At 59.5% G+C, this 23,811-nt stretch carries 22 protein-coding genes and 1 pseudogene; 15 read left to right on the top strand and 8 right to left on the bottom strand.

Features of this window, described 5'->3' with window-relative positions:
- Positions 1-51 precede the first annotated feature (51 nt).
- The 3 genes from pssA (at position 52) to WG29040_RS01090 (ending at position 3,127) form a co-directional block, all read left to right on the top strand.
- On the top strand, positions 52-1,395 hold the full coding sequence (pssA, locus tag WG29040_RS01100) for a CDP-diacylglycerol--serine O-phosphatidyltransferase (RefSeq protein ID WP_127195415.1): 1,344 nt from the start codon (positions 52-54) through the stop codon (positions 1,393-1,395).
- A gap of 626 nt (positions 1,396-2,021) precedes the next feature.
- Positions 2,022-2,627 carry an SCO family protein gene (locus WG29040_RS01095; RefSeq protein ID WP_003445473.1) on the top strand — a complete coding sequence of 202 codons (606 nt, stop codon included), beginning with the start codon at positions 2,022-2,024 and terminating at the stop codon, positions 2,625-2,627.
- 29 nt (positions 2,628-2,656) lie between these two features.
- Positions 2,657-3,127, top strand: a complete 471-nt coding sequence (locus WG29040_RS01090) for a copper chaperone PCu(A)C (protein WP_003445475.1) — start codon at positions 2,657-2,659, stop codon at positions 3,125-3,127.
- A gap of 525 nt (positions 3,128-3,652) precedes the next feature.
- Here the strand turns inward: WG29040_RS01090 and WG29040_RS01085 are convergent.
- The 4 genes from WG29040_RS01085 to WG29040_RS01070 form a co-directional block, all read right to left on the bottom strand.
- The gene (locus tag WG29040_RS01085) at positions 3,653-4,972 is read right to left on the bottom strand and encodes an OprD family porin (protein ID WP_127195414.1); all 1,320 of its coding nucleotides are present in this window, start codon (positions 4,970-4,972) and stop codon (positions 3,653-3,655) included.
- Positions 4,973-4,995: 23 nt separating this feature from the next.
- Positions 4,996-5,436: a pseudoazurin gene (locus WG29040_RS01080; protein ID WP_003445478.1), complete on the bottom strand. Its 441-nt coding sequence runs from the start codon at positions 5,434-5,436 to the stop codon at positions 4,996-4,998.
- A 99-nt stretch (positions 5,437-5,535) separates the two neighbouring features.
- The gene (locus WG29040_RS01075; protein WP_127195413.1) at positions 5,536-6,699 is read right to left on the bottom strand and encodes a DUF1624 domain-containing protein; all 1,164 of its coding nucleotides are present in this window, start codon (positions 6,697-6,699) and stop codon (positions 5,536-5,538) included.
- 115 nt (positions 6,700-6,814) lie between these two features.
- The gene (locus WG29040_RS01070) at positions 6,815-7,588 is read right to left on the bottom strand and encodes a glucose 1-dehydrogenase (protein ID WP_003445481.1); all 774 of its coding nucleotides are present in this window, start codon (positions 7,586-7,588) and stop codon (positions 6,815-6,817) included.
- Between the two features lie 146 nt (positions 7,589-7,734).
- Here WG29040_RS01070 and WG29040_RS01065 point away from each other — a divergent pair, with 146 nt between their 5' ends.
- From WG29040_RS01065 to WG29040_RS01045, 5 genes and pseudogenes are all read left to right on the top strand, one after another.
- Positions 7,735-8,610, top strand: a complete 876-nt coding sequence (locus WG29040_RS01065) for a LysR family transcriptional regulator (protein WP_127195412.1) — start codon at positions 7,735-7,737, stop codon at positions 8,608-8,610.
- Positions 8,611-8,726: 116 nt separating this feature from the next.
- Entirely contained in the window at positions 8,727-9,752 is a 1,026-nt protein-coding gene (locus WG29040_RS01060; RefSeq protein WP_177412907.1) for a DNA topoisomerase IB, read from the top strand.
- 76 nt (positions 9,753-9,828) lie between these two features.
- Positions 9,829-10,407: pseudogene (locus WG29040_RS01055) on the top strand (DNA polymerase ligase N-terminal domain-containing protein); the annotation flags it as partial.
- A gap of 95 nt (positions 10,408-10,502) precedes the next feature.
- Complete coding sequence (locus WG29040_RS01050; protein ID WP_003445489.1) at positions 10,503-10,838, top strand: RcnB family protein; 336 nt, start codon at positions 10,503-10,505, stop codon at positions 10,836-10,838.
- A 141-nt stretch (positions 10,839-10,979) separates the two neighbouring features.
- On the top strand, positions 10,980-12,215 hold the full coding sequence (locus WG29040_RS01045) for a M20/M25/M40 family metallo-hydrolase (RefSeq protein ID WP_127195409.1): 1,236 nt from the start codon (positions 10,980-10,982) through the stop codon (positions 12,213-12,215).
- 111 nt (positions 12,216-12,326) lie between these two features.
- On the opposite strand, the gene WG29040_RS01040 is transcribed toward WG29040_RS01045, so the two are convergent.
- The 4 genes from WG29040_RS01040 to WG29040_RS01025 form a co-directional block, all read right to left on the bottom strand.
- On the bottom strand, positions 12,327-12,827 hold the full coding sequence (locus tag WG29040_RS01040) for a PaaI family thioesterase (RefSeq protein WP_010656517.1): 501 nt from the start codon (positions 12,825-12,827) through the stop codon (positions 12,327-12,329).
- A 204-nt stretch (positions 12,828-13,031) separates the two neighbouring features.
- Positions 13,032-14,213, bottom strand: coding sequence for an acetyl-CoA C-acetyltransferase (locus tag WG29040_RS01035; protein WP_127195408.1), 1,182 nt, complete (start codon positions 14,211-14,213; stop codon positions 13,032-13,034).
- Positions 14,214-14,238: 25 nt separating this feature from the next.
- Positions 14,239-14,898 carry a CoA transferase subunit B gene (locus WG29040_RS01030; RefSeq protein WP_003445499.1) on the bottom strand — a complete coding sequence of 220 codons (660 nt, stop codon included), beginning with the start codon at positions 14,896-14,898 and terminating at the stop codon, positions 14,239-14,241.
- A 36-nt stretch (positions 14,899-14,934) separates the two neighbouring features.
- Positions 14,935-15,633 (bottom strand): CoA transferase subunit A, encoded by a 699-nt coding sequence (locus WG29040_RS01025; RefSeq protein ID WP_003445501.1) that lies wholly within the window; start codon positions 15,631-15,633, stop codon positions 14,935-14,937.
- Positions 15,634-15,767: 134 nt separating this feature from the next.
- Between WG29040_RS01025 and WG29040_RS01020 the strand changes: the two genes are divergently transcribed.
- The 7 genes from WG29040_RS01020 (at position 15,768) to WG29040_RS00990 (ending at position 23,795) form a co-directional block, all read left to right on the top strand.
- A complete protein-coding gene (locus tag WG29040_RS01020; protein ID WP_127195407.1) occupies positions 15,768-16,667 on the top strand; it encodes a LysR family transcriptional regulator in 900 nt (299 codons plus the stop codon).
- Between the two features lie 383 nt (positions 16,668-17,050).
- On the top strand, positions 17,051-17,707 hold the full coding sequence (locus WG29040_RS01015; protein ID WP_127195406.1) for a DUF1120 domain-containing protein: 657 nt from the start codon (positions 17,051-17,053) through the stop codon (positions 17,705-17,707).
- 467 nt (positions 17,708-18,174) lie between these two features.
- Complete coding sequence (locus tag WG29040_RS01010) at positions 18,175-18,828, top strand: DUF1120 domain-containing protein (protein WP_127195405.1); 654 nt, start codon at positions 18,175-18,177, stop codon at positions 18,826-18,828.
- Between the two features lie 163 nt (positions 18,829-18,991).
- The gene (locus WG29040_RS01005; protein ID WP_127195404.1) at positions 18,992-19,648 is read left to right on the top strand and encodes a DUF1120 domain-containing protein; all 657 of its coding nucleotides are present in this window, start codon (positions 18,992-18,994) and stop codon (positions 19,646-19,648) included.
- A gap of 301 nt (positions 19,649-19,949) precedes the next feature.
- Positions 19,950-20,630, top strand: a complete 681-nt coding sequence (locus WG29040_RS01000; RefSeq protein ID WP_003445510.1) for a fimbria/pilus chaperone family protein — start codon at positions 19,950-19,952, stop codon at positions 20,628-20,630.
- A 33-nt stretch (positions 20,631-20,663) separates the two neighbouring features.
- A complete protein-coding gene (locus WG29040_RS00995; protein ID WP_127195403.1) occupies positions 20,664-23,234 on the top strand; it encodes a fimbria/pilus outer membrane usher protein in 2,571 nt (856 codons plus the stop codon).
- Positions 23,235-23,795 carry a hypothetical protein gene (locus WG29040_RS00990; RefSeq protein ID WP_010656510.1) on the top strand — a complete coding sequence of 187 codons (561 nt, stop codon included), beginning with the start codon at positions 23,235-23,237 and terminating at the stop codon, positions 23,793-23,795.
- Positions 23,796-23,811 lie beyond the last annotated feature (16 nt).

The following is a 23,811-nucleotide window of genomic DNA, read 5'->3' as shown; positions in this document are numbered from 1 at the left end:
CACGATCGTGTAAGCTTCGTGGCTCTTCGCATTCGACCCTTAGCGAGCCCTATGCCGTCGCTCTTCAAACGCTCTTTGCTGCCCAAGCTACGCAGCTTCCCGATATCCGCCGATGCCTTGAGCATCTTGCCCGGCGCGGCTGACTTTCGTCGGTGCCTGCTGGAGCAGATCGCGGGTGCACGCCAGCGCATCACGCTGGTGGCTTTGTACCTGCAACAGGACGAGGCCGGACAGGAAATTCTCGATGCCCTGCACGCAGCCAAAGCCGCCCGTCCCGAGCTTGAAATCGTGGTGCTGGTGGACTGGCTGCGCGCCCAGCGCGGACTGATCGGCGCCGGCAAGCAGCCCGGCAATGCCGCCTGGTATCAGGCGCAAACCGCTGCCCATGCCAGCCACGTGCCGATTTACGGGGTGCCGGTGCAAACCCGGGAGCTGTTCGGGGTACTGCACCTCAAGGGCTTTATCGTTGACGACTGTGTGATTTACAGCGGCGCCAGTCTGAACAATGTCTACCTGCACAAGTTCGACAAGTACCGGTTCGACCGCTATCACCTGCTGCACAACAAGCAGCTGGCAGACTCCATGCAGCACTTCATTGAACAGGACCTGATTCAGACCAGGGCCGTGCATCGCCTGGACCTGCCATCATTGCCTTCAACCCGCAGCCTGCGCAGTGCCATCGGCGATTTTCGCAGCCACCTGAAAAAAGCCAGCTACGACACCAGCGCCGGGGTCAGCGGTCACTTTGGCCTGTCGGTCAGTCCGCTGCTGGGGGTCGGCAAGAACAATCCCCTGAGCCGGGTGATCTGTGAGCTGATTGCCAGCAGTCAGCAGCAACTGACTATTTGCACGCCCTATTTCAACCTGCCGCTACCGGTGACCCGGGAGATCAATCGGGCCCTCGAACGAGGGGTGAAAATTGATATCGTGGTCGGCGACAAGACCGCCAACGACTTCTACATCCCGCCGAGCGAGCCGTTCAAGGTCATCGCGGCATTGCCTTATTTATATGAGATGAGCCTGCGCCGGTTTGCCAAAAAACATCAGTCCATGATCGATAGCGGCTTGCTCAACCTGCACCTGTGGCGTGATGGCGACAACAGCTTTCACCTCAAGGGGCTGTGGGTCGATGACCGCTATACCTTGCTCACCGGCAACAATCTGAACCCCCGAGCCTTCCGTCTGGACCTGGAAAACGGCCTGTTGATCGATGACCCGCGCCGCGAACTGCTGGAGCCGCGAAGCAAGGAGCTGGCAGCGATTTTTGCCAACACCCGACGCATAGAGAGCTACAAGATCCTGGAATCCATGGCCGAGTACCCGCCGGCCGTGGCCAAGTTTCTGCGCCGGGTCAGCCGGGTCCGGATTGAACGCCTGCTCTACAGGATCCTGTAGATCGTCAATTGCTGGCGGAGCATTGCTGCCCGCCAGTCGCCCTCAAGGCAGGCCCGGGATATAGGCGATGCTGCCTTCGGCGCGCCGATGCAGCAAACGCTCACCGTTATCAGGCTGACTGATAACCGCCTGATAATAGCTGCCTGACGCGCAGTTCAACCGGCTGATTCAAACCGGAACAGGCTAAGGGCTGGCGGGTAGCGGCGAGGTGAAGCCAATGTGAAAAAAATGCCGTACCTGCTGTTTGAGGGCGGCAATTTGCTTACACGCTGAAACCTATTCGCTACCAATTACGGTTGACCTCTGCGGTTAATCGCAATCACGTATTTAATCAAGCGCAAATGTGCTCCAGGGCCCGACAAATCGGGCCTGAGGCGATTTGTCGCAGGCCTGCGCCGTTACCGCCCGGTTTGGCTGCCTGCAAGCAGACAGGGCCACTACCGGGGGGCTGTCCGGCCGTGCGGGCAGCAGGTGAGAGTGTTAAATTGCGCACCCATGAAACGCGTCTACCCCACAGCAATCGTGCGTACTTGAGCCAATGGCCCGGGCGACGTACACCCCTGTTGCGTACTGCGCAGGGTGAAGGCTTTTGTTTGTAGTAAAAGCCGCTTAAAGGAACCTCATACATGAACGAATTACTGACTCGCCGCCATGTCGTTGCAGGACTTGGCGTGCTCAGTCTCGGTTTGCTTGCCGGCTGCGACATGGGCAGCGGTTTGTCATACAAGTACGCAAAAGACCTGAGCAATGAAATCATGGGGCGCAAGTTCAAGTTGCGTGATGCCGAAGGCAACGAAATGATGCTGGGCAGTTTCCGCGGCATGATGCCGATGATTTTCTTCGGTTTCACCCAGTGCCCGGCCGTGTGCCCGACCGCGCTGGCCCGTGCTGCCCAGGCCAAGAAGCTGATGGGCCCGGACGGTGACCGGTTGCAGGTGGTGTTTATCACCCTCGATCCGGAGCGCGACAAGCCCGCCATGCTCGATGCCTATGTCAAAGCCTTCGATCCGACGTTTATCGCGCTGTCCGGGACGCTGGAAGAAACAGCGGCCACGGCTAAGGAATTCAAGGTTTTTTACGAGAAAATCCCTACCGGCGACTCCTATACCATTTCGCACACCGGCACCAGTTTCGTCTTCGACTCCCGTGGCGTGCTGCGCATGGGCCTGTCACCTTCGCTGTCGGCCAAGCAGTGTACCGAAGACCTGCTCACCGTCATGTCAGTCTGCTGATTTCACGCACCTTTGAACGAGCCACTTATATGAAACCCGTCAAGTATCTGTTGCTGTCCCTGCTGGGCATGAGCCTGCATGTTTCCGCGCAAACCGTGGTCGATGATGCCTGGGTCCGCGCGACCGTTGCCGGCCAGCCCTCGAGCGGTGCCTTCATGCACATCACCGCGAGTACCGACAGCAAGCTGGTCGAAGTCAAATCCCCGGTTGCCAAAACGGTGCAGATCCATGAGTCGACGATGAAAAATGACGTGATGAGCATGCAGCAAGTGCCATCGGTGGCATTGCCGGCCGGCAAGACCGTCGCCATTGATCCAGAGGGCTATCACGTGATGCTGATGGACCTGAAGGGCCAGATCAAAGAAGGCGACAACGTGCCGCTGACCCTGATCGTCGAAGACAGCAAAGGGGTCAAGGAAGCCATTGAAGTCACGGCCAAGGCCCGCGCCCTGAACAGCATGCAGATGGACATGCATGACCACGGCGCCATGCAACACTAACCCCCTGTAGGAGCGAGCTCGCCTCGCGATGGCGCCGCACGTATTGACTGACTCACCGCCATCGCTGGCAAGCCAGCTCCCACAGAATCTGCAGCGACACCCCGCACTCTGTAGGAGCGAGCTCGCCTCGCGATGGCGCCGCACGTATTGACTGACTCACCGCCATCGCTGGCAAGCCAGCTCCCACAGGATCTGCACCGACACCCCGGACTCTGTAGGAGCGAGCTTGCCTCGCGATGGCGCCGCACGTATTGACTGACTCACCGCCATCGCTGGCAAGCCAGCTCCCACAGGATCTGCACCGACACCCCGGACTCTGTAGGAGCGAGCTTGCCTCGCGATGGCTCCGCATGTATTCGCTGACTCACCACCATCGCTGGCAAGCCAGCTCCCACAGGATGCAAGCGAAACCCCGCACTCTGTAGGAGCGAGCTTGTCTCGCGAGCTCTTCATTGCTGCGTTGAAGGGCTCGCGAGACAAGCTCGCTCCTACATCCAGTCGCCCGTCGTCAGTGCCGCCCGGCCGTTAAAAACGCCCGCTCAGGGGGTATTCAACGGCCAGCCGGACTTGATCGGTATCCAGTTCGGCCTGGGCCGTATTGCCCCGATGCACGTTATGGCGCAGTGACAGGATGGTGCCCTTGGCGGTACCGCTCTGGATCACATAACGCGCTTCCAGATCCCGCTCCCAGTGCTTGCCGCCCTTGCCGTAACCCAGATACGCATAACCGCCACGGGGGTCGGCATGACTGCCGTCGATCTGGCTGCCACGCACATACGCCGCGCTGAACACCAGGCCGGGCATGCCCCACGGCGTCATCCCCAGGTCGTAGCGGGCCTGCCACGATTGTTCATTCGGCGCGTTGAAGTCAGACAGTTGTACGGCGTTGGTGAGAAAAATCGCACCCCGCGTCACATAGTCGAACGGCGTATCGCCATGCACCTTCTGATAACCCAGGCTGAAACTGTGGGGGCCTTGAGCGTAGGTGCCCATCAGGCTCCAGGTGGTGTTGTCGATATTGCCCGACAGTGCCTTGCCTTCATCGGTGGTGCGATACAGGTTGAAGTTGTAGGTCAGCGAGCGGTTGTCATCAATCGCCTGGCTGTACAGGGCGCCCAGGTACTGCTGGTTCCAGGTGTCCTCGTAGCGCGAGCTGTAAATGCTGGCACTGAGGTTTTTACTCGGCGTATAGACCACCCCGGCCAGGTCGAAGGCATCGCCTTTGGGCCCGTTGGAGTAATTGACCACAAAGCCTTGATCGTGACTGCTGGCGTTACGGTCGGTGCTCCCGGTGAAATGCCCGCCGACCATCTTCAGGGCAGTGAATTCATTGCTGGTGAGAAACACCCCGGTGGCGGTTTCCGGCAGCAGGCGGCTGTCGGAGGAACTGAACACCGGGGTTTTGACCCGTTGTTCGCCCCAGGACAGCACGGTGTCCGACATGCGCAGCTTTATCGCCGCGCCGCCCCGGCCGAAGTTGTCCTTGGGGTAGCCGTCGTTATCCAGCCCCAACAGGCGCGCCTTGCCAGCGCGGCCACCACCGCTGTCCAGTTTGACCCCCAGATAGGCGTGGGCATCCACCCCGACCCCGATCAGGCCCTGGGTGAACCCTGATTGCAACGTGCCCATCAACCCGTAGGCCCATTCCTCGGCATAACCATTGCGTTCGGCGCGCGGTTTATAGGCATTGCGCGCTCCGCTGTTGCGTGCGCCGTGGCGATACTCGCGGCTGTCGTAAACCGTGCGGTTGACCAGGCTCCAGGTGCTGTCTTCGACCAGGCCCGCGGACCGATCCTGGGCGCCCGGGTCGGCGAGCGCCATGGGGCTGGCGAGGGCCAGCAGCATCGCAGATCGCCAGTGGACTTTGCTCACTGCCCGGCCTGCAGTTTTTGCAGGGCCACATGTAAACGCTCAAGGGCCCTGGCCGGTAGCGTTGCAGGCAGTACCGCAGGCTGCGGCCCGGCCTCACCGACCTGAATCAGCATCACCATGCCCATGGCCAGGTGGGGAACGCATTGAATACCGTAGAGCCCAGGCACAGTGAAGGTTTGCTCGATTTGCTGATTGATCTTGCCAGCGAAGGGTTGCGCGCCTTCGGGCAACAGTCCGGGCAAAGTGGCGGCGTTATGACCGGTTTGGGTGGCAACGAATTTAACCGTATCGCCGGGAGCTATGTGCAAATAATCCGGCTCGAACACCATGCCCGCAGTAGCACTGCGGGTAAGCATCTTCACTTCATGGGTTTGCGCCAGTGCCGATGAGCAGAGCAGGGCCGCACTGAGCAACAGGCTCAGGGATGAAATACGCATGTCGGGCTATCCATATAGGCTTTGAGGAGTAACGCAGTCGCAGGGTCAGAAGCCCGCTAAAGTAGCCTGCGGGCGCTGCGCTGTCTGCTCGAAAAGGATTCAGAAATACTTCAGCAGGCTAATGTCGCGACGACGGGCCTTTAACCCGGCAAACCAGCGCACCGGCAGGTAAAGCGCAATTGCCAGCAACATCGCCGTCAGCCACACCGAGCCCATGCCGTCGAAACCGAAGTAGTTGCCCTGATTCAGGCCGAGCAGGCCTGCACTGAGCAGATAGAGCGCTTTGAGCACATACAGATGCAGCAGATAGAAAAACATCGGCGCCGCGCCAAACACCGCCAGCATGGCGATCCATTTGCTCTGTTGAACCCGCTCGAAGGCCAGTAACAGCAACAGTCCGACGCCCAGGGTCAGGGTCAGGAACAGCAGCGAAGGCGGGTACTTGGTGATGTTGAAAAAGCTCATCAGAGTCTGCAGGTGAGTGCCATGGGCCACCCAGTGCGCCTCACCGTAACCGTTGAACAGGCGCAGTGCGACAAAACCCAGCAGCGCCCCCGCACCTGCCAGCAACAGGTAGCGCTGGCGCTCGGCAGCCGAAGCAGAGCGGGCGAACCAGGGCCCCACGCAATAGCCCAGGGCAATCACCCCGATCCATGGCAACACCGGATAGGACGTGCGCAGGCGCAAGGTGTCGGAAAACTCTATCCAGCCACGGTCATGCAAAATCGCCCACGGCACATGCAACGTCGAATCGGCAGCGAAGTGCAGGCTGTCCAGCAGGTTGTGCCCGCCGATAATGCCAAGGGCCAGCAACAGCAGGACGGGCCGCGGCAACCACACCAGCGCCGCCAGGGCGAGCATGCTCAGGCCGATGGCCCAGATCACCTGCAGGTATATCACCGAAGGCGGGAACTGGAAGGTCCAGGCGAAGTTCACCAGGGTCAACTCCAGTAGCACCAGAAACAGCCCGCGTTTAAACAGAAAGACCGAAACGTCGCGCTTGCCCTGATATTTCTCGCCATACAGATACGCCGAAAGGCCGGTGAGCAAGACAAACACCGGGGCACACAGGTGGGCAAGGGTACGGCTGAGAAACAGCACCGGCTCGGTGCTGTCGATGTTCATCGGGTCGGCTACCTGGCGGTGCAAGAAAAACGTTTCGCGCACGTGGTCCAGCAGCATCAACAGAATCACCAGCCCCCTGAGGGCATCGATGGACAACAGGCGCTGACTTGAGGGTGGAGCTTGGACTGGGGTGGTCATCAAGGGATCACAGACAAGGGGAGGTCATAAGGGATGGTTACCTTATAACATTTCTAGTTGTGATGTCATCCCTATGGGAAAGATTCCCAATAACCCCGGCTGCGACGGCATTGGTTTACACGACGCTGGTCAGGCCACCATCCACAAACAGGGTTTGTCCGTTGATGAAATCCGCAGCCGGCGAAGCCAGAAATACCGCGGCACCGCACAACTCCTCGACCTGGCCCCAGCGCCCTGCGGGCGTGCGTTTGCACAGCCACTCGGAGAATTGCTGGTCATCCACCAGCGCCCGGTTCATCTCGGTGGCAAAGTACCCGGGGGCCAGGCCATTGGCCTGAATCCCGTGGCGTGCCCACTCGGCGCACATGCCTTTGGTGAGCATTTTCACGGCTCCTTTGGACGCGGCATAGGGCGCGATAGTCGGCCGGGCCAGTTCGCTTTGCACCGAACAGATATTGATGATCTTGCCGCGACCACGGCCAATCATGTGCCGTGCAACCGCCTGGGACACATGGAACACACCGTCCAGATTGACCCGCATCAGCTCATGCCAGTCCTGGGCAGTAAAGTCTTCCAGTGGCGCACGGCGCTGCACACCGGCGTTGTTGAGCAGAATATCGATGGGCCCGGTCTCGGCCTCAAAGGTGTTGATTGCCTCGAACAGTTGCGCCCGATCGGTGACGTCGAATACCGCGAACTCGGCGTTGAGACCTTCGTCGATTAATTGACTGGCAACCCGGCGGGCTTTGTCCATATTGCGATCATTGATCACCACCGTTGCACCGGCAGCGCCCAAGCCCCGGGCCAGCGCCAGGCCGATGCCTTTGCCGGAACCGGTGATCAGGGCCCTGCGGCCGTTGAGCCCAAAGCTCGCGAGATTGAATGACATGCTGTTCTCCCGGGCCGTTTATTATGTTCGAGGGCCCGGTTGCTACTTCACCCCAGGCCGGGGGTAGCGTCCAATCGTCATTGATGATCTGGTGATCAGCTATTTTGATCAGTGCCCCCAGAAACCCTTTTCAGCGGAGCACCCAATTGGAAATCAAACATCTCAGATCATTTGTGACCCTGGCCGAAGAGCTGCATTTCGGCCGTGCGGCGCAGCGTCTATCCATCGTGCAACCGGCCCTGAGCATGCAAATCAAGATGCTTGAAGAGGAACTGGGTGTGCGCCTGTTCGAGCGCAACCGGCATTCGGTCACGCTCACCCAGGTGGGGGCGGTGTTTTTGCCCGAGGCCCGGGCCACGCTGCATCAGGCCGCCCATGCGGCGGATGTGGCCAGGGCTTCGGGGCGCGGCGAGATCGGCCGGGTGCGCTTTGGTTTTGTGTCCTCGGTGCTGCCGCAACTGTTGCCAGCACTGGTGCGGGCACTGCATGCACGGTTGCCGCGGGTTGAACTTGAACTCAAGGACATGCCGGGGCCGGATCAGGCCACTGCATTGAAAAACGGCCAGCTGGATTTCGGGCTGATGCGCTTGCCCGCCGCGATCCCCGGGATCCACACCCGCGAGGTGTTGCAGGAGAGCTTTATCCTGGCACTGCCCGCCGATCACCCGCTGGCCGCGTACGACAAGGTACCGGCGGCCGCACTTGCCGGTGTACCGGTATTGGTCCTGGCCAGACGCTACGCGCCGGGGTTCTACGATGAATTGATGCAATCGCTCAACAGTCATGGCCTGCAGTTGCAAATAGCCTCGGAACTCGGGGAGTTCACCACCATGCTGGCACTGGTCTGCGCCGGGCTCGGCATTGGCCTGCTACCGGCCAATGCCGGACGAGCATTACCGGCCAATGTCATCGCCAGGCCACTGGAGCTGGGCAGCTATCGGGCAACCACCGGCCTGGCCTGGGTGGACCTGGACAGTGCGGTAAAACTCACGGTGTTCAACCTGCTGAACGAGATCCTGTAAGGCCGGGTGCGTCCACCGCACCCTGAAAAAAACTCCGGGCAAATCCTCGGCACGTACGTCAACCGCTGCGGTCAATGGTTTGAAGGGGCCATGAATCCCCGTACAGGATGAGCGCCATGTCCGACCTGTTGCCCCCAGACCTGCACTATGTCGATGACACGCAGCCAGGTATCACGCGCAAGAAACTGCGCGGCAAGTTTGCCTACTTTGACCCGCACGGGCAGCGCATCAGCGATCCCGGGGAAGTTCAGCGGATCAACGCCCTGGCCGTTCCGCCGGCCTATACCGATGTCTGGATCTGCGCTGACCCGCGCGGCCATATGCAGGCCACCGGCCGTGATGCCCGGGGCCGCAAACAATACCGCTATCACGTTCGCTGGCGGGAAGTGCGCGATGCCGATAAATACTCCCGGCTGCGGGACTTTGGCCTGGCCTTGCCGAAACTGCGCCGGCAACTGGACAGCCTGCTGGCGGCCCCCGGCTTCAGCCGCGAAAAAGTCATGGCCACGGTACTGACTTTGCTCGATGCGACCCTGATCCGGGTCGGCAACAGCCAATATGCCAGGGACAACCGTTCCTACGGCCTGACCACCTTGCGCAGCCGGCATGTGGAGGTGAGCGGCAGTACCATCAATTTCCGGTTCCGCGGCAAAAGCGGGGTAGAGCACAACATCTCCGTGAAGGACCGGCGTGTGGCGCTGATCATCAAGCGTTGCCTGGAGATTCCGGGGCAAAACCTGTTCCAGTACCTGGACGAAAATGGCGAGCGCCACACTGTCAGTTCTTCCGACATCAATGCCTGGCTGCACAGCCTCACCGGCGCGGACTTCACGGCCAAGGACTACCGCACCTGGGCCGGCAGCGCCATGGCGTTATCGGTGTTGCGCGAACTGCAATGGCAACCGCAGGCCGATGCCAGGCGGCATGTGGTGGACATGGTCAAGAGCGTTGCCAGGCATTTGGGCAACACTCCGGCAGTCTGCCGCAAGTGCTACATCCATCCGGCCGTACTTGAAGGGTATGTAGCGGGCGCCCTGGCCGAACTGCCCCGTCCCCGAGTGCGCAAGGGGCTCAAGGCAGAAGAAGTCGGTCTGGCGATGTTCCTTGAAAAGATGCTCGAAGCGGCCCCGGCCGAGCAATAGAAGTAACCCGTGCGGGGCCGTGGCTCGACCACCGATTACGCACCAGGTTTTTGGCAGCGAAAAAAGAGGATCCGTCATGAACGACAAGCTGGATAAGTACCAGAAAAAACGCGATTTTGCAGCCACGCCGGAGCCCGGCGGTGCAGATCAAAAGGCTTCGCAACGCCATGGGTTCTGCATCCAGAAGCATGACGCAAGCCACCTGCACTACGATTTTCGCCTTGAGCTGGAGGGCACGCTCAAGAGCTGGGCCGTGCCTAAAGGTCCAAGCCTGGACCCCCGGGTCAAGCGTCTGGCGGTGCAAGTGGAGGACCATCCACTGGATTACGCCACGTTCGAGGGGCATATCCCTGAAGGCAACTATGGGGCAGGGGATGTGATTGTCTGGGATAACGGGGTGTGGAAGCCCATAGGCGACCCGGTCGAGTCATTCAAAAAAGGCAAGCTGCAGTTCCAGCTCGAAGGCCACAAGCTGCAAGGCATCTGGAACCTGGTGCGTTCACAGCAAGAGGGCAAGAAAAAGCTCTGGTTTTTGATCAAGCACAAGGACGATGCCGCCAGAGCGCAGGCCGATTTTGATGTGCTCACCCAGCGCCCGGAATCCGTAATCAGCGGTCGCACCCTCGGGCCTGGGTCGGCAAAGCACAAGCCACGGCAGGCCTGATAAAGGGAACGTTAGCGGTCCTGCACTTGTCCACCGTTGCTATAACCCCAAACCGGCGTCTGGCCGGTAACCACAACGAGGTGAACATGCGCAGCATCATTTCTGCATCAATACTGGCCGGTCTTATGTGCGCAGTACCCTTCGCAGCCCAGGCTGGCGATGAAAAGCCCAGTGACTGCAAACCGGGGCAAATCCTGGCGCAGTCCATGGATCTGAGCAGTTGCTATGGCAACGGCGACAAGGCACCGGACCAATACACCCGCGACACGGCCGCGATAAAAAACTGGAAAGCCAAGGGGCTGCCGCAACCCTCGGATACCGAGCAGTGGGTTGAAATCAGCGGGCATTACGTCCTGGTCAATCGGGTCAATTCGGTGATCAAAGAGATACGCAGCAAGGACGCCAAAGTCCTGGCGCAGTAGCTTCCCCACGCGCAAGGTGCTCCCGATGACCCACCCGACCCCACTGGAAAAGTCGGCGAGCACCTGACATCTGTAGCGTCATATGGGTTACAAAGTGCACTTGATAAAAATAATTACCCATGATGGATCGAGGCCTTACCTATGCAGTTGTCCCGCTTTTCCTTCACCGCAGCCACCGTTCTGGCGCTGCTTGTCAGTGCCGCCGTCAACGCCGCCGAGACGGATCCGCAAGCCTTGCTGGCCAAAGCCCGGGCCGAACAGCCTGCTTATCTGGACACCTTGAAAACCCTGGTCGCAGTGGATACCGGGACCGGGACCAAGCCGGGTCTGGACCAGGTCAGCGCGCTGCTGGTCAAGCGCCTGGAGGCTCTGGGGGCCAAGGTCGAGACCAGTCCGGCCAGTCCTTCGGCAGGTGACAATATCGTCGGCACCTTCAAGGGCACAGGTAATAAAGACTTCCTGCTGATGGTGCATTACGACACCGTATTCGGCCCCGGAACCGTGGCCAAAAGGCCGTTTCGCACCGAAGGTGAGCGTGCCTATGGCCCGGGTGTCGCCGATGCCAAGGGCGGAGTGGCGATGATCCTGCACGCGGTCAAGGTGTTGCAGGATCAACAGTTCAAGGACTACGGCACCCTGACCATACTGTTTAACCCCGACGAAGAAATGGGCTCTGCCGGGTCGAAAAAAATCATTGCCGAACTTGCCCGCAAACATGACTACGTATTCTCCTACGAGCCACCGGACACAGATGCCGTGACCGTGGCCACCAATGGCATCAACCAGCTCAGTATGGAGGTCAAGGGCAAGTCCTCCCATGCGGGCTCCGCGCCGGAAAAGGGTCGCAATGCCCTGACCGAACTGGCGCATCAGATCGTGCAGCTCAAGGACCTGGGCGATCCGGCCAAAGGCACCACGGTTAACTGGACCATGGCCCGGGCCGGCGACAAGGCCAATATCATCCCCGACCTGGCGAGCGCCCAGGCCGACATGCGCTACTCGGATGTGGGCGAGAGCGACCGGGTTCTGGCCGATGCCAAGCGCATTGCGCAGAACACATTGATCCCGGACACCGAAACTGCGATCACCCTGCACCAGGGCCGGCCGCCGTTGGCGAAGAATGCCGGCTCCGAATCCCTGGCCAGAACGGCGCAACAGCTCTATGGCGAAATTGGTCTGAAGGTTGAACCTATCGCCATGCGTTTCGGCACGGATGCGGGTTATGCCTATGTGCCGGGCAGTGCCAAGCCGGCAGTGCTGGAAACCATGGGCGTGGTCGGTGCAGGTTTACACGCAGAGGACGAATACATCGAACTGAGCAGCATTGCGCCGCGGCTGTACCTGACCGTGGCAATGATCAGGGAGCTCTCCAGATAAACCCGCCCCCCGTCCACCTGCAGGAGCGAGCTTGCTGTAGGAGCTCGCTTGTTGTAGGAGCGAGCTTGTTGTAGGAGCGAGCTTGCTCGCGAGCCTTTCAGCGAAGAGCTTCTACACGCGGCCATGGGCCTGGGAAGCCAGTTCTGCGGTATCCACGCGCACAAAGATTGAATCACCGACCGCCGTCAGCACATCCCCCGCATAGACCTCGCAGATCACACGGCTTTTGCGTCCCACCTCACCTTCGACTCTCGCCCGCAAGGTCAGGGGCACACCCATCGGGGTCGGTTTGATGAACTTGATCCCCAGATTGCCGGTGACGCAATTGATCCGCGGCAGGCTGTCGACCTCACGCTGCTGCGCACGGTAGTGAAAAGCCATCGCGGTCCAGTTCGAATGGCAATCAACCAGCATCGCAATCAAGCCGCCATAGACCAGGTCCGGCCAGCCGCAATATTTGGCATCCGGCAGGTGCTCGGCGATTACATGCACCCCGTCCTCATGCCAGAAACTCTTTACGTGCAGGCCGTGGACATTGCTGGTGCCGCAGCCGAAACAAACCCCTTCAGGGGCCGCGCTGTCTTGCAGGGAACAACCGAGCTGAGTAGTCATTGGGCATTGCTCCTTGATATGTGTCTGCCAGATGCCCTTACGTTAACGTAACCCCCCCGTAGGAGCGAGCTTGCCTCGCGATAGCCTCGAGAGCACCCGACATCCAGACAAAAAAAACGGCGTGACCGAAGTCACGCCGGGGTGTTGCCAGTCAGTGCGCGGATATCGTGGGTCCTTGCCCTGACTGTTTGAACCTGTAGCGCTTCAGCCGCGCTCGATGGCCACGGCCACTCCCTGACCACCACCGATGCACAGGGTGGCGAGGCCTTTTTTGGCGTCGCGCCTGATCATCTCGTGCAACAAGGTCACCAGCACCCGGCAGCCCGAGGCGCCGATCGGATGGCCCAGAGCAATGGCTCCGCCGTTGACATTGACCTTGTCCATGTCCCATTCCAGCTCTTTACCCACCGCCAATGCCTGGGCTGCGAAGGCTTCGTTGGCTTCGATCAGATCCAGCTGGTCGAGGCTCCAGCCAGCCTTGGCCAGGCAGCGCCGGGTGGCCGCTACCGGGCCGATACCCATGATGGCCGGATCAACCCCGGCACCGGCGTAACCCGAGATCCGCGCCAGTACCGGCAGGCCCAGCGCCCTGGCTTTGTCGGCACTCATCAACATCACGGCGGCGGCCCCGTCATTGATGGTCGAAGAGTTGCCGGCGGTGACGCTGCCGTCTTTCTTGAACGCCGGCTTGAGCAGGCCAAGGGACTGCAGAGTGATGCCTTGACGGGGTTGCTCGTCCACCGCAAACGACAGCGGGTCGCCCTTGCGCTGGGGGATCAGGATCGGCGTGATCTCGTCGGCGAAACGGCCGCACTCGATGGCCGCACAAGCCTTTTGCTGGGACGCGACAGCAAAGGCATCCTGCTGTTCACGGCCGAGCTGGTACTTGTCCACCAGATTCTCGGCAGTGATGCCCATGTGGTAGTCGTTAAAAGCGTCCATCAAGCCGTCGTGGAGCAGGCTGTCGATCATCCTGGCATGGCCCATGCGCAAGCCGGTGCGGGCAGCAGGCAGCACGTAGGGGGCCAGGCTCATGTTCTCCATGCCACCGGCAATAATGACCTCTGCATCGCCGCAGCGGATCGCCTGGGCCGCCAGCTGGACCGCCTTGAGACCGGAGCCGCAGAGCTTGTTCAGGGTCATGGCGGGAACGCTGTGGGGCAGGCCGGCGAATATCGACGCCTGACGTGCGGGGTTTTGCCCGCAACCGGCGCTCAGCACCTGGCCGAGAATCACTTCATCCACCTGATCAGCGTCCAGACCGGTTTTGACCAGCAACTGGCGAATTACCGCAGCGCCCAGTTCGACTGCCGGAATAGTGGCCAGGGCCCCCTGAAAACTGCCTATGGCTGTGCGCGTGGCCGCGACAATGACGACTTCTTGCATCACATTGCTCCTTGAAAAAGCCAGGTCAGGCGAACTGCATTTCTGGTACATGCTCGGGCACGATCAACTTGCCGGCGGTCTTGCGCACAATTTCTTCCACGCTGACCCCGGGGGCACGCTCCTTGAGGATGAACGCACCGTCAGCGATTTCCAGGTAGGCGAGGTCGGTCAGAACCCGCTTGATGCAGCCGGCACCGGTCAACGGCAGGCTGCAACGGGACAGCAGTTTCGACTCGCCGTCCTTGGACGCATGGGTCATGGTGACAATGATATTGTCGGCCCCCGCCACCAGGTCCATCGCGCCGCCCATGCCCTTGACCATTTTGCCGGGGATCATCCAGGAGGCGATATTGCCCTGCACGTCCACTTCAAAGGCGCCGAGCACGGTCAGGTCGATGTGACCGCCGCGAATCATGGCGAAGGATTCTGCCGAAGAGAAAATCGAAGCCCCGGTGCGGGCAGTAACTGTCTGTTTGCCGGCATTGATCATGTCGGCGTCAGCTTGCCCTTTTTGCGGGAATGCACCCATGCCGAGCAGGCCGTTTTCTGATTGCAGCATGACTTCCATGCCTTCGGGGATGTAGTTGGCCACCAGGGTCGGAATGCCGATGCCGAGGTTCACATAGAAGCCGTCCTGCATTTCGCGGGCGACGCGCTGGGCCATTTGTTCGCGGGTAAGAGCCATTATTGTTCTCCGTGGAGCAGGGCTGAGGGCAGGGGATCAGGAACGTTCGGTGAGTTGCTCGATGCGTTTCTCGAACGTGCCGCAAATGATCCGGTCGACGTAGATGCCAGGGGTATGGATCTGTGTCGGGTCCAGCTCGCCGGGCTCGACGATCTCTTCAACTTCGACCACGGTGATCTTGCCCGCGGTGGCGGCCAGCGGATTGAAGTTTTGCGCGGTGTGGCGGTAGATCACGTTGCCAAAATGGTCAGCCTTCCAGCCTTTGACAATGGCGAAGTCGCCGGTGATCGACTCTTCCATCAGGTAGGCGCGACCCTTGAATTCGCGGATTTCCTTGCCGTCAGCCACTGGCGTGCCTACACCGGTAGCGGTAAAGAACGCAGGAATACCGGCGCCACCGGCACGCATCTTCTCGGCAAGAGTGCCCTGGGGGGTCAGTACCACTTCGATTTCGCCGTCCAGCAGCTGCTTCTCGAACAGGGCGTTTTCCCCCACGTAGGAGGCGATCACTTTGCTCACCTGGCGGTCTTGCAGCAATACCCCCAGACCAAACCCGTCAACCCCGCAGTTGTTCGAGACCACCGTCAGGTCGCGAGTGCCCTTGCGCTTGATCTCGTTGATCAGGTTTTCCGGAATACCGCACAGGCCAAAGCCCCCGGCGATCACGGTCATGCCATCTTCGAGCCCGGCCAGGGCTTCCTCGTAGGACGCCACACGTTTGTCGAAACCTGCCATAGACACCTCTTTTATTGTTAGTGGTGGGTGGTTAGCCAATGGCAGCGAGTGTCACTCCGGGCAATTGATTTGTTAAATTGTTTTTTAAGGTTTATTAATTGGCAAAGTAAATCAATGACTCCGGAGTGCAGCCCATGACCGTAAAACAGATGCGTGCCTTCCTCGCCGTGGCCCAGAGCCTGAGCTTCGCCGTGGCCTGTGAACGCCTGCATTTGTCGCAGTCGGCGCTGAGCCTGACCATCAAGGCGCTGGAGGAAGGGCTGGGAGGGCGCCTGTTCAGCCGTACCACACGGCATGTGGCCCTGACCCCCGAAGGTGAGTCGCTGTTGCCGCTGGCCCGACGGCTGATTGCCGAGTGGGACAATGCCGAGGACGAGATGCGCCAGCGCTTCACCCTGCAGCGGGGGCGGGTAACCCTGGCAGCGATACCTTCGTTTTCGGGCAATCTGCTGCCGCGTATCCTCAAGAACTTTCGTACCCGCCACCCCCGGCTCAACGTCACGGTCAACGACGTGATCAACGAACAGGTGCTGGAGATGGTGCGTGACCGTCAGGTGGAGCTGGGGGTGGCTTTCAAGCCGGGCCCGGGGTCAGCGCTGACCTTTACCCCGCTGTATATGGACCGGTTTGTCGCAATAGTGCCCAGTGACTCGCAGTGGGCCGGGCGTTTGCTGATTGATTGGCAAACCCTGCTGGAACAACCCTTCATCACACTGCAGCGACCCTCTGCCGTACGGGTGATGCTCGAAGAGCATTTGCAGGCCCGGCAGATGAAATTGCCGGTGGAATTTGAAAGTCATCAACTGGCTACGGTCGGACGCATGGTCGCCAGCGGGCTGGGAGTCAGCGCAGTTCCGGCACTGTGCGCCGAACAGATGCGCGAGCTCGGCGCCCGTTGCATCACCTTGCATGAACCCGTGATAGAACGGGCCATGGGCATCCTGACCAAACCCGGCCATGAGTTGTCGGCAGCGGCCCAGGCGATGTTTGACAGTTTGCTCGCAGAGAAACTTGGCGAACGGTTTTGCGACTAAGGTCCGGATGGCCCCTGGCAGCGGCCGTGTAATCTTTGGTTACATCATTAAGATACTCTTAGTCATTGCCAGCCATTCCTAAACATCTTGCAGCTCTGATTCAGCGCATGAACTTGAATGCCTCAGTGATAGTGGCAAAAAACTTAACCTGTCGCATCTGACAACTAACGCATTGCGCGCAACTTGACCCTAGGACTCCTACAGATACCTCGGACCATTATTAAGAACAGTCCTAACTTGTGACACATCGAATACCCATATGCCTTGTTTGAGTCGGCCGCCGAACGTACCGCCTGTATTATTTAATAAAGTGATTGAGTAAGATGCCGCCGCTGCACTCAATAAACTGCGCTCCCGCGGCGCTTACTATGGAAGTTACTTATATGTTGTCTTTGAAAAAAACCTTGCTCGTTACTTGCCTGTTGGCAGTTTCTGGAAGTGCACTGGCCGCCAACAAGGCCGACCTGCTTGTGATCGGCAAGATCGTTCCCGCCGGCTGTAACGTAACCATCGGCACGGGTGCACCTCTGGACCTGGGCGATATCCATGTCGCCGATCTGAACCCCGATCCTGATAAACCAACTTCACTGGCCAACCGCAGCGTTCCTTATAGCCTCACCTGCACCGGCCCGGTGGCCATCAGCACCAGCTGGCTCGACAACAATGAAGCCCACGGCACCGTCCCAGTGAGCCATAACCTCTTCAGTCTGGGCAAAGATGCGTCTGACGCCCCTATTGGCAACCTTTGGATCCAGCACGGTGGTGGCGCAAGCGTCGCGGTAACCGGTAATGGCGCTGAGACCCGTGCCAATGTCATCACCAGCGTCGACGGTATTGTCTGGAATGATGCGACCTACGGTCAGGCCAGCAAACGTCAGGTCAACTCCTTTGCGCCAGTGGGGGAAATGACACCCGCGGCCTACACCACCTATAGCGGAAGATTCACACTCAAGCCGCAAATTGCGCCGACCAGTACCCTGGACCTTAACAATGCGCTGACCATTGATGCCAGTGCCACCATGGAAGTGACTTACCTGTAACTGTAGTTTTGCCTCTGTCACGCCGAATATTATTCGGCGTGACAGTACGATTATACTGCGGGCAATATGCATGAGCGCCGGGGAACAGTAGTGACCAAACTCAGGGTGGTACTTTTTAGAAAGGGGTGGGCCTATTCATAACTGCCGAACCCATGATTGACTTATAACGCCGCAAGTATGCGCCACATAAAAATCCACTATCTAAAGGCTGGCACTGCCGTGAACTATGTATTGCTTCGCCCCCCCCGATTTTCTGCCAGAGAAAACGCCTGATAAACAAGGTGAGTTTAAATCCACACCTACAACTGAATATGAGCTGAAAATAGGAATACTCCTAATTGCTTGCGCCCTAGGAGTATTCCTATTTAAGTTTTACTGCAGGTCGTCAGAATGCTGGCCGCCGTAATTGGCCTGCTCTGAAGCATTGATTCGAGCAGTTTTATTCATCAAGACATAGACAAACCATTATGAATATTAAAAAAACTTTGCTTGCAACCTGTCTTCTGGCTGCTTCGGCAAATGCATTGGCCGCGACCACTGCCGACCTGAAAGTTACCGGTAAGGTGGTACCTGCCAGCTGCGACGTGACCATCGGCACCGGAGCCCCCCTGGATCTGGGTGACATTCAGGTCAGCGCACTCGAAAGCGACCATGACAAGCCAACCGCACTGCCCCAACCTTCGGTTCCTTACAACATCACCTGTACCGGACCGGTCGCCATCAGCACCATCTGGGTTGATAACCAGGAAGCCGACGGTACCTCAGCACCGAGTGCCAACTATTTCAGCCTGGGCAAAGATGCGTCTGACACCCCTATTGGCTACCTTTGGATCCAGCACGGTGGTGGCGCAAGCGTTGCAGTGACGGGTAATGGCACAGAGACCCATGCCAATGTCATTACCAGTACCAACGGCACTACCTGGACTAACTCATCCTACGGTCAGGCCAGCAAAACCCAAATGAACTCCTTTGCTCCAGTGGGGGCATCTACGCCCGAGGCCTACACCACCTATAGCGGCCGCTTCACACTCAAGCCGACGATAGCCCCCGTGAACGATCTGGACCTGAGTACCTCGCTGAACATCAATGCCAACGCCACCATGGAACTCAGCTACCTGTAATGGTTGACCGTGCACCGGATCCACTCCGGTGCATACAGACGCAATGCTCGTTCGGTTACTTGTGGATACAGCACGGCGGTGGCGCAAGCGTAGCGGTAACCGGCAGTGGTGCTGAAACCATTGAATCGAGCAGTTTTACCCATCAAGACATAGAGGAACCATTATGAATATTAAACAAACTTTGCTTGCAACCTGTCTTCTGGCTGCCTCTGCCAATGCATTGGCCGCGACCACTGCCGACCTGAAAGTTACCGGTAAGGTGGTGCCTGCCAGCTGCGACGTGACCATCGGCACCGGAGCCCCCCTGGATCTGGGTGACATTCAGGTCAGCGCACTCGAAAGCGACCCTACCAAGCCAACCCCAATGCCCAACGCTACTCTTCCATACAACATCACCTGTACCGGACCGGTCGCCATCAGCACCAGCTGGGTTGATAACCAGGAAGCCGACGGTACCTACCCTGCGGCTGGCAACAACCTGTTCAGCCTGGGCAAAGATGCGGCTGACGCCCCTATTGGCCACCTTTGGATCCAGCACGGTGGTGGCGCAAGCGTTGTAGTGACGGGTAATGGTACGGAAACCCATGCCAATGTCCTTGCCAGTCCCGACGGTATTACCTGGGTTGACTCACAGTACGGTCAGGCCAGCAAAATCCACATGAACTCCTTTGCTCCAGCGGGGGCAACAACGCCCGCGGCCTACACCACCTATAGCGGCACCTTCACACTCAAGCCGCAAATTGCCCCTGTCGACACGCTGGACCTGAGTACTTCGCTGAACATCAATGCCAACGCCACCATGGAGCTGAACTACCTGTAACTGTTGCCCCGCACCGGATTCGCCCCGGTGCAGGCAGACGCAATGTACGTTCGGCGTAGGCCATGCAGGCCACCTGAGCTCATTGCCGTGTAACAGCGCTCAACAAGGTGCCTCCGGGCGGGGCACCTTTTCATTGTTGCCGAATCGCCAATAGTCGTCCTCACGCTTTTCTGCGGATCTTTATCCCGGGCCCAACGGCGCAAGAGCGCGAGTGACTGAACCCTTAAACATTTCCCGGACTCCTTGCAGTTCGCCAAAGGTCGTGCCCATGTTTTTATTTCGCCTACAGAGCCCCAGATGCTTGCTCAGCTTTTTTATCCTGGCCCTGGCCAGTTGGTTGCCGCCAGTCCAGGCCGCCGGCATGGTCCCCGACACCACCGTCGTGATTGTCCAGGTGGCTGACGGCGAAGGCCGGATCAATGTCACCAATACCGATGCCCAGGCCGCACTGCTGCATAGCTCTCTGCAAAACATTGCCGAAGACAAGGAAACCCTGCTGGTGGTAACGCCGCCCCTGACCCGCGTCGAACCGGGGCAAAAACAGCTGGTGCGTTTTATCCTGCAGGCGCGCACGCCGGTCACCACCCAGCGTCTGAAGCGCGTGATATTCGAAGGCATCCCGCAAAAGAAAACCGACGCCAAATCCACGGTCACCATGAACGTACGCCAGAACCTGCCGGTGATTATCCATCCCGAAGGTCTGCCCATGAAAAACGATCCCTGGGTACTGCTCAAGTGGACCCGCTCCGGCAATACCCTGACGGTGAATAACGACAGCCCGTACGTGGTGCGCCTGACCAAGCAACTGACCCTGCTGCCAGGCAAGACCGCGGCTGAACTGCCCAATAACTACATTTTGCCGGGCCAGACCCTCAGCGTGAAACTCCCCGACCAGAGCCCTGAATCGCTGACTTCGGTGCAATTCACCCCGGCCAGTATTTACGGATTTGCCGTCAACGCATTTACCGCCCCCCTGAACTGATCCTCTGTTTTTAGTATGTCAAGGATGTCCTGGATGATTTTGAAGCCCATGGCAGCGCGTGTCTGTGGCGCGCTGTTTCGCCACCTGAGACCTTCGAGCCTGCTGGCCCCTTTGGCCTTGCTGAGTGTTGAGGCACTTGCCAAGCAAACCGACAGTGCCCATACCCGTCTTGAGCCTGCCGAGCTGCTGGCGCAATTTGATGTGCAAATGCTCAAGCACCGGGGCATCGACCCGGCTGTGGCACAGTATTTTGCCGCCGCACCGCGATTCGGCTCTGGCAATCGACGGGTAGAGTTATGGGTCAACGGTAACCCCCGCGGCCAGGTCGAAGCCCGTTTCGATGATGAAGGCCAGTTGTGCTTCAACCGTGGGTTGCTGGATCAGGCGGGATTGAAAATCCCCAAGGCGCAATGGCAGCTAAACCCGGGGCAAAGTCCGGATATCCAGGCTATTTGCTACGACTTTGCCGGCGCCTGGCCGCAAACCGAAGTCGAATTGTTACCCAACAGCCAGCAAGTGCGGCTGGTGGTGAGTCACGATGCCCTGCGCCCGGAGGCGGTGGACCGTGGCATCTACCAGAGCGGCGGTGCCGGGGCACTGATCAATTACGAACTGCAGACCTTTACCTCGCAGTCCGGCAGTTACTCCAGCAATTATCATTCGGCCAATACCGAGCTGGGTTTTAACCTGGGTGACTGGATAGTGCGCAGCAGCCAGTCGTTTACCGCCAATGATAACGGCAATGACTTCCAGACCCTCTACACCTACGGCCAGACCACCTTTGTCGAACAGGCCCGCACTCTGCAAGTGGGGGAGATCAATATCAGTGATTCGGTGGTGGCCGGTGCGCCCATCACCGGCTTGCAACTGGTGCCCGAGTCGGCCCTGAAAAGCGGTAGCCAGGGCGCCACGGTTGACGGCATCGCGCAAAGCCAGGCCCGGGTCGAAGTGCGCCAGGCCGGTGCATTGCTCTACACCACGGTAGTGCCGGCCGGGCCGTTCAGGCTGTCGGATATCCGTTTGCTCAACAGCAACACGGATCTTGATGTGCGGGTGATCGAAGCCGATGGTCAGGAGCAGCGCTTTACGGTGGCCGCCGCATCGCTGATTCGCACCTCGTTGTCGACCCCGGGAATGTCCCTTGCCGTGGGCAAGCTGCGTACCTTCGACAGCAGCAGCGGCGGGGCCAAACCCCTGATTGCCACGGCCAGCGACGGCTGGCTGCTGGGTTCCAGCAACAAAATTTCTGCCGGCGCCATGTTGGCTGACAACAATTATCAGGCCCTGGCACTGGAGCTGGATTCAGTGCTCAGCCCCACCACGGCACTGACGGTGCGCACCGTGGCGTCCAAGGCGCCGAAGGTCAAGGGCGCAGGCGGGCAGGTCAGTGCCAGCCTCAGTACCCGTGTCAGCGAAAAAATCAGCGTCAACCTCAACACCACCCAGCAAAGCCAGGGCTACCGTGACCTGCTGGACACCACTAACCGGTATAACGAGTACGACTCCAGCGGGCTGGCCCGCTCCCAGTACGGCGTATCGGCCGCCTGGAGCGATCCGGTGCTGGGCAGTTTCAGCAGCACCTGGTCGACCTCCCGCACGTTTGCCGGGCACAGCTCCGAGTACCTGAGCGCCAGCTGGAGCAAGTCATTCCCGCGTTTCAGCGTTAACGCCAGTGTGGAAAAGACCACCCGCAACCTGAACCGCAAGGAGCAGACCCGGCGCTCACGCAATGAAGGGCCACAAACGGCACTCTACTTGTCGGTCAGCGTGCCCCTGGGCAGCGGCCGCAGCACCCGGGCCTACGCCAGCCAGCGTTCGGATCGCACCCGCTACGGTGCCAGCTTCAATGACAGCAGTTTTGAACGGTTCAATTACAACCTGGCAGTGGAGCGCGAAGTGGAAAACGTCAGCCAGCAGTTATCTGCCAACGCCAGCCTGCTGACCCCTTATGCCCAGACCTCAGCCGGGGTTTCCACCAGCGACGACAGCCGCAGCTACAACTTGCGGGCCAGCGGCGGGGTAGTGGTGCATGAGCAGGGTGTGACGCTGTCGCCGTATCCGGTGCGCGACAGCTTTGCCATTGCCTCGGTAGGGGATGTTGCGGGGATCAAGTTGCAGACCCCGAGCGGTCCGGTGTGGACCGATGGCGCGGGGCGTGCGGTGATCGCCAGCCTTAACCCGTACAGCTCGACCAGGGTGGAAGTGGAAACCAAGGATCTGCCACGCAACATCGATATCCGCAATGGCCACCAGATGCTCTCTGCGGCCCGTGGTTCGGTACACCGGATGGATTTTGAAGTGCTCAAGAGCCGGCGGGTGCTGTTGACGGTAATGGATGCCAAGGGCGGTGTTCCGGCCAAGGGCGCCAGTGTCGTGGATGCCAATGGCGGCTTTGTCACCAGCGTCATCGATGACGGCCAGGTGTACCTGAACCACCTGGAACATGCCACACCGCTGCGCATTGAGCACAGCGACGATCAGTCCTGCGAGTTGAGCTTCGAGGTCCCCGAGGAGCAAGACCTGGAAAGCTATTTCGAAACCCTCAATGCCAGCTGTACCTCTGAGCCAAAAGCCATGCTGGCCGCCAATGGGAGAACCCTGTAAATGACTATTCCGGACCCTCGCCGCAAGCTGCTCCCGGTCTCATTACTGTTGCTCCTGTTGGGGTGCAGCCCGCACTTGCTGGCCAGCGATTGCGAAATCACCTTGAGCAGCCAGCATCTCGATTACGGCCCTCAGCAACACCCGTCCGGTGCCGTAACACCGCAGGCCAGGCACCTTCTGGACCGGCGCGAGGTGCGCCTGAACGCCAATTGCCTGGCAGATTCGGCCATCGAGTTGAGCCTGCACGGGCCCGTGCAATCGAACCGGATGAAGTTCAGTGATCAAGGCCAGGTCAGCATTCAAATGAGCCGGGCGCAACTGGATGGCCGCCCGGTCGGCCTGGCCAGGCTGAGTGATCTGGGGGCTACGGGGGTCGGTCTGGAGAGTCTGGCGAGCGCACCGGGCGATATCATCGTTCCGGTCGAAGGCGGCCTTCCGGCACGCGGCAAGAGCCTGGTGCTGAGCCTGGAAATTGTGCCGGAGCTGCCGTTGAGTGACATGCGCTCGCGGGATGCCAAAACCCACGAGGGGCAGTTGCGCATCGACGTCAGCGCAACATGAGCCGCCATGCTTATGC

It is taken from the genome of Pseudomonas sp. PAMC 29040 (assembly GCF_003994535.1).
Taxonomy (GTDB): Bacteria; Pseudomonadota; Gammaproteobacteria; order Pseudomonadales; family Pseudomonadaceae; genus Aquipseudomonas; species Aquipseudomonas paraversuta.
This window is presented reverse-complemented; position numbering and strand designations above follow the sequence as displayed.